Here is a 5,470-nt window from a genome sequence, read left to right on the forward strand (position 1 = left end):
CATCCTGCACTATGTGCTGCGCAACATGATCGGCACAGCCTGATCACTTCCCGTTGCGCTGATGCCAAAAGCCCCGCCGGCTCACACCGGCGGGGCTTTTTTGTAACGAGGCCCGGGCCGCCGGCGGGCACCACGCCCTACCCGGCCTGAGTGCGCCGCGTCACGCACTGCCTTGCCTGGCGACCCTCCTGCCCAGCGCCCTGCAGCGCGTCGCAGTACCATTCGACGAACTGCGCCACGCCGCTTTCTTCTTCCGGCGAATAGGGCCCCGGTTCGTAGGCCGGTGAGTTGATGCCACGCTGATTATCCTCGACGATCTCGCGATCCTCGTTGTTGGTGTCGATCCACACCCGGGTCAGCCGCTCGAGGTCGTAGTCCACGCCCTCCACGGCGTCCTTGTGAACCAGCCAGGTAGTGGTGACCTCGGTTGAGGTCGGACCGAGCGGGTTGACGCGAAACGTCATGGCCTGGTCGGGCAGCAGGTGACACCAGGTGCTCGGGTAATGAAATTTCATCAGCGTGCCGGCGTCGGGAATACCGACTCGCCCCAGCGGACGCTGAACCCCGACCTGGCCATCCAGGGTATAGCTGACCGCCCCGGCCTGCAGCGGCATGCGGGCCAGCCGGTATTGCCCTGCCGGATCCATGCGAAACTGCGCCGCCACCCCGGCCTGTTCACAGCGCTCGAAGTGCGCCTGCAGGCGCGGTGCTACACTGCCATCCGGCCGCACACCGGCAATATCGGGGTCGACATCGAACGAATGGCACAGCGAGGGGTGACAGACACTGCAGTGGTAGCACTCGCGGTTGTTCTCCCACACCAGCTTCCAGTTGGCCTGCTCGACGATGGTCGAGACATGCGCCACCCTGGCGTCCGCGAGCTCATGTACACCGAGGTAAGGCTCCGCCAGCTCGGCAAAGGCGTCGAAGTCCGGGGCCTCGTCGGCCAGGCAGATATAGACCAGGCCGCACAGCTCGCGACAGTGAACGCGCTTCAGGCCGTGCTCGGCCGGGTCGAAATCGTCGCCCATGGAGCGTGCCCACAGGAGCCGGCCATCCAGCTCGTAGGTCCACTGGTGATAGGGGCACACCAGCTTGGCAACGCTGCCCTGGGGTTTGTTGCACAGGATGGAACCACGATGCCGGCAGGTATTGTGGAAGGCGCGAATCCTCCCATCCTGGCCGCGCACCAGGACGAGGTTGTAGGCACCGACGCGATGGGTCACGTAGTGCCCCGGCTTGGCTAGTTGACAGGCCGGAATGGCATACAACCACTGGCGATAGAAGATCCTCTCGAGGTCGAGCTCGAAGAGCGCCTGCGACGTATAAAAGGGGCGCTCGAGAGAGTAGCCGGGACGGCGGCGCGCCAGCATGGCCGGCAGGTCAAGGGTAGATGGCGTCATGGTCGAGTGTCCTTGTCTGCATGAAAAGGTGCCTCTTCCGACGCTAGGCCAGGGCGCCTCCTGCCACAACTTCAAAAAAACCCTTCCTGACTTAGCTGTATTTAGCCAGACGGTGACCGGCGCATTCCGCTTTGATGCATCACTGGCCTTTGATAAAAATGCATCGGATACTGACCGACACCGGCGCCATGCGACAATGTGACTATGCCAAAACGTTTGTATGACCTGCCCTCGATGCATGCCCTGGTATGCTTCGAAGCGGCCGCGCGCCATCAGGGCTTCAAGGCCGCTGCCAGTGAGCTGCATGTCACATCGGCGGCCATCAGCCACCAGGTCAAGAGCCTCGAAATCGAGCTCGGGCGCGAGCTGTTCCGACGTTACCATCGCGGCGTGGAGCTGACGGAAAGCGGTGCCTACCTGCTCCTGGCGGTGCAAAGGGGCTTCGAGGGCATCTCCGACAGCATTGGCCAGCTGCGCACTCAACAGAGCCAGGCCGCCGTTACCATAAGCGCGACCACGGCGGTCAGCTCGCTGTGGCTGACGCCCAAGCTATCGCGGTTCTGGCGTCATCACGGCCATGTCTCCGTGGCACAGATCGTCAGTGACGTCGACACCCCTCGTTCACAGTGGGATCTCAGCATCAAGTACGGCGACATTCATGCCGAAACGATGGCCTGTCGAGCGCTGATGCGTGACCGCATCATTGCCCTGGGCAGCCCGCGCTTTGCCGAGGAACAGCGGATTCAGAGCCTCGACGATCTGCAGCGTGCGCCGCTGATTCATCTCGAGGCGGAAGAGACCGGTTGGACGGGGTGGCAAGACTGGTTCGCACAGCTCGGCTACACGAGCCCGCGCGCTCACGGCTTCAGCGTCAACAACTACATCATCGCGCTGCAGGCGGCACAGGACGACATGGGTGCCATCCTCGGCTGGGAGGGGTTGACCACCAGGCTTGTCGAAACCGGCAAGCTGGTGCAGCTTGTGCCGCAGGACATCCCCTCCCCGCTCGACTTCTACATTCGCATCAACGCCAGGGCGAGCGGGCGAGCCATGCTGCTGTGTGACTGGCTGCTGCAAGCCCCGGATCCGGGGCTGCCGGGATCAGTATGAGCGACGCCGATAGCTGCGATAGCGCGGATACCAGAAGTGCCGCTCGATCGCCTCGTGAATCGCCTGCTCGTCGCTCTTCAGCGCCACTTCCTCGCGCTGTGCTTCCAGCGCGACCTCGAAGGCGATCGCCTTGGACAGCTCACGAATGTCCGCCAGCGCCGGCAGGACCGCCCCTTCACCGGTCCGCGCCACCGGCGCCGCGGCGGCCAGGGCCCGGGAGGCTGCCATCAGCATGCCATCGGTGACACGAGTGGCCCCGGAGGCCACCACCCCGAGGCCGATACCCGGGAAGATATAGGCGTTGTTGCACTGCGCGATCGGGTACTGACGCCCGCCATGTTCCACCGGCGCGAAGGGACTGCCGGTTGCCACCATGGCCTGACCATCGGTCCAGCGAATCACGTCCTCGGGCAGCGCCTCGGCACGTGACGTCGGGTTGGACAGCGGCATGACCAGAGGGGACGGACAGCCCGCATGCATGGTGCGGATCACCTCTTCGGTGAACATCCCCTTCTGACCACAGACCCCCAGCAGCACCGTGGGGCGCACCTGCCTGACCACCTCGAGCAGCGACTGGCCGTCCCAGGCCTCGACCAGCGTAGTGTCCTGAGCCAGGCGACGCTGGAAGTCGCGCAGCCCCTCCTGGTCCGTGGTGACCAGGCCGTCGCGATCGACCATGAAGATACGCGCTCGCGCTTCCTCCTCGCTCAGCCCCTCTTCCTGCATGGCCACCACCACCTGCTCGGCGATGCCGCAGCCGGCCGAGCCGGCGCCGACGAACACCACGCGCTGGTCGGCGACAGCCTCGCCGCGTGCCTTGCAGGCCGCCAGCAGAGTGCCCACGCAGACGGCCGCGGTGCCCTGGACGTCATCGTTGAAGCAGCAGAGTTCGTCGCGATAGCGCTCCAGCAGCGGCATGGCGTTGGCCTGGGCGAAATCCTCGAACTGCAGCAGCACCTTCGGCCAGCGACGCTTCACCGCGGCAATGAATTCCGCCATGAAGGCATCGTACTCGACCTGGGAAACACGCGGATGCCGCCAACCCATGTACATGGGGTCATCCAGCAGCTCCTGGTTGTTGGTCCCCACATCCAGGGTGATGGGCAGCGTATTGGCCGGGCTGATCCCGCCACAGGCGGTATACAGCGACAGCTTGCCGATGGGGATGCCCATGCCGCCGATACCCTGGTCGCCGAGCCCCAGGATCCGCTCGCCATCGGTGACCACGATCACCTTGACGCGGTCCTTGGTGGCACTGCGCAGGATGTCATCCATGCGGTCACGGTCGGGATAGGAAATGAACAGGCCGCGATGGTTGCGATAGATATTCGAAAACTCTTCGCAGGCCTGTCCCACCGTCGGGGTATAGATGATCGGCAGCATCTCCTCGAGATGCTCGGAGACCAGGCGGAAATACAGGGTCTCGTTGTCGTCCTGAATCGCCCGCAGATAGATATGGCGGTCGAGGTCGGTCTGGCACTGATGATACTGGCGATAGGCCCGTTCGACCTGCTCTTCGATGGTCTCGACATTCTGGGGCAGCAGGCCGATCAGGTTGAACTCGAGGCGCTCCTCGCGGGAAAAGGCACTTCCCTTGTTGAGCAGCGGCATCTCGAGCAAGGGAGGTCCGGCATACGGGATGTACAGAGGGCGCTTGTCTTGGCTGGTCATCGATTCGTCTCCGCTGTCTCTGATATGCAGGCCTGATGCGCCATGGCGATCCGGCCGCGACTCGACCACAGCGGGACAAGAGCCCATCGCGTGGTCAAAATGATCCGTTCGCAACGCCTAAACGCCTAGACGAAGCGCCCCAGCCCCGCGGCCTGGCGGAGTTGATCCATGAACGGAGCCGCCTCGGCGCGCGCTCGATCGGCGCCCTGTCTGAGCACGTCCTCGATATGACCGGGATCCTCCAGCAGCGCCTGATAGCGCTCGCGTGGTTCGCGCAGCTGCGTATTGAGGTATTCGAAGACACGATCCTTGGCGACACCCCAGCCGATGCCGTTCTCGTAGTCGCGGCGCATCTCGGCGGTTTCCTGCTCGGTGGCGAAGGCTGCATAGATCTGGAAGAGCGTACAGGTATCGGGGTCCTTGGGCTCGCCTGGCTCCAGGGAATTGGTCTTGATCTTGCGCACCAGCTTGAGCAGCTTCTTCTCGGAGACGAACAGCGGGATGGTGTTGTCGTAGCTCTTGGACATCTTGCGCCCGTCGAGCCCGCCCAGCACCTCGACCCGTTCGTCGACCACCGCATTCGGCAGGGTGAAATACTGGCCCTTGAACAGATGGTTGAAGCGGCCGGCCATGTCGCGAGCCATCTCGATGTGCTGAATCTGGTCACGCCCCACCGGCACGCGCTGCGCGTTGAACATCAGGATGTCCGCCGCCATCAGCACCGGATAGCCGAACAGCCCCATGGTGACGCCCTTGTCCAGGTCCGACTGACCGGCCGTTTCGTTGTCGGCCACCGCCGCCTTGTAGGCATGGGCACGGTTCATCAAGCCCTTGGCACAGACGCAGGACAGCATCCAGGTCAGCTCGGGGATCTCCGGGATATCCGACTGCCGGTAGAAGATGGCGTTGTCGGTATCCAGCCCCAGGGCCAGCCAGGTGGCGGCGATTTCCAGACGCGATTGATGCACGCGCTTGGGATCATGGCTCTTGATCAGGGCATGCAGGTCGGCCAGGAAGTAGTAGGACTGGACGGTCGGGTCCTGGCTCGCCGCAATGGCCGGCTTGATGGCGCCGACATAATTGCCCAGGTGCGGGGTGCCGGTCGTCGTGATGCCCGTGAGCACACGGGTCTTGTCGGATGTTGCGGTCATGAAGACGTGACTCTGCTGACTCGGGAATACCCGCCATGGTAACGCGAGGCCCCGGTCAAGGCGACCTGCCCGGGTACCAACGCCGCCAACGCCATGTCGGACACACAAGGGCCAGAGCCCCCGGAGAGGCTCTGG

At 63.8% G+C, this 5,470-nt stretch carries 4 protein-coding genes; 1 reads left to right on the top strand and 3 read right to left on the bottom strand.

Features of this window, described 5'->3' with window-relative positions; genetic code table 11:
* Positions 1-137: 137 nt before the first annotated feature.
* Entirely contained in the window at positions 138-1,403 is a 1,266-nt protein-coding gene (locus HHA01_RS14425) for an aromatic ring-hydroxylating oxygenase subunit alpha (RefSeq protein ID WP_141321942.1), read from the bottom strand.
* Positions 1,404-1,607: 204 nt separating this feature from the next.
* On the opposite strand from HHA01_RS14425, the gene HHA01_RS14430 reads away from it, so the two are divergent.
* Positions 1,608-2,513 carry a LysR substrate-binding domain-containing protein gene (locus tag HHA01_RS14430; RefSeq protein ID WP_141321945.1) on the top strand — a complete coding sequence of 302 codons (906 nt, stop codon included), beginning with the start codon at positions 1,608-1,610 and terminating at the stop codon, positions 2,511-2,513.
* Here the strand turns inward: HHA01_RS14430 and HHA01_RS14435 are convergent.
* Together HHA01_RS14435 and trpS are read right to left on the bottom strand one after the other, a co-directional pair.
* Complete coding sequence (locus HHA01_RS14435) at positions 2,505-4,184, bottom strand: NAD-dependent malic enzyme (protein ID WP_141321947.1); 1,680 nt, start codon at positions 4,182-4,184, stop codon at positions 2,505-2,507. The two genes, HHA01_RS14430 and HHA01_RS14435, sit on opposite strands and share 9 nt — an antisense overlap.
* Before the next feature lie 125 nt (positions 4,185-4,309).
* Entirely contained in the window at positions 4,310-5,335 is a 1,026-nt protein-coding gene (gene trpS / locus HHA01_RS14440) for a tryptophan--tRNA ligase (RefSeq protein WP_141321950.1), read from the bottom strand.
* Between the last annotated feature and the right edge of the window lie 135 nt (positions 5,336-5,470).

The sequence above is a fragment of the Halomonas halmophila genome (genome assembly GCF_006540005.1).
GTDB classification, from domain to species: domain Bacteria; phylum Pseudomonadota; class Gammaproteobacteria; order Pseudomonadales; family Halomonadaceae; genus Halomonas; species Halomonas halmophila.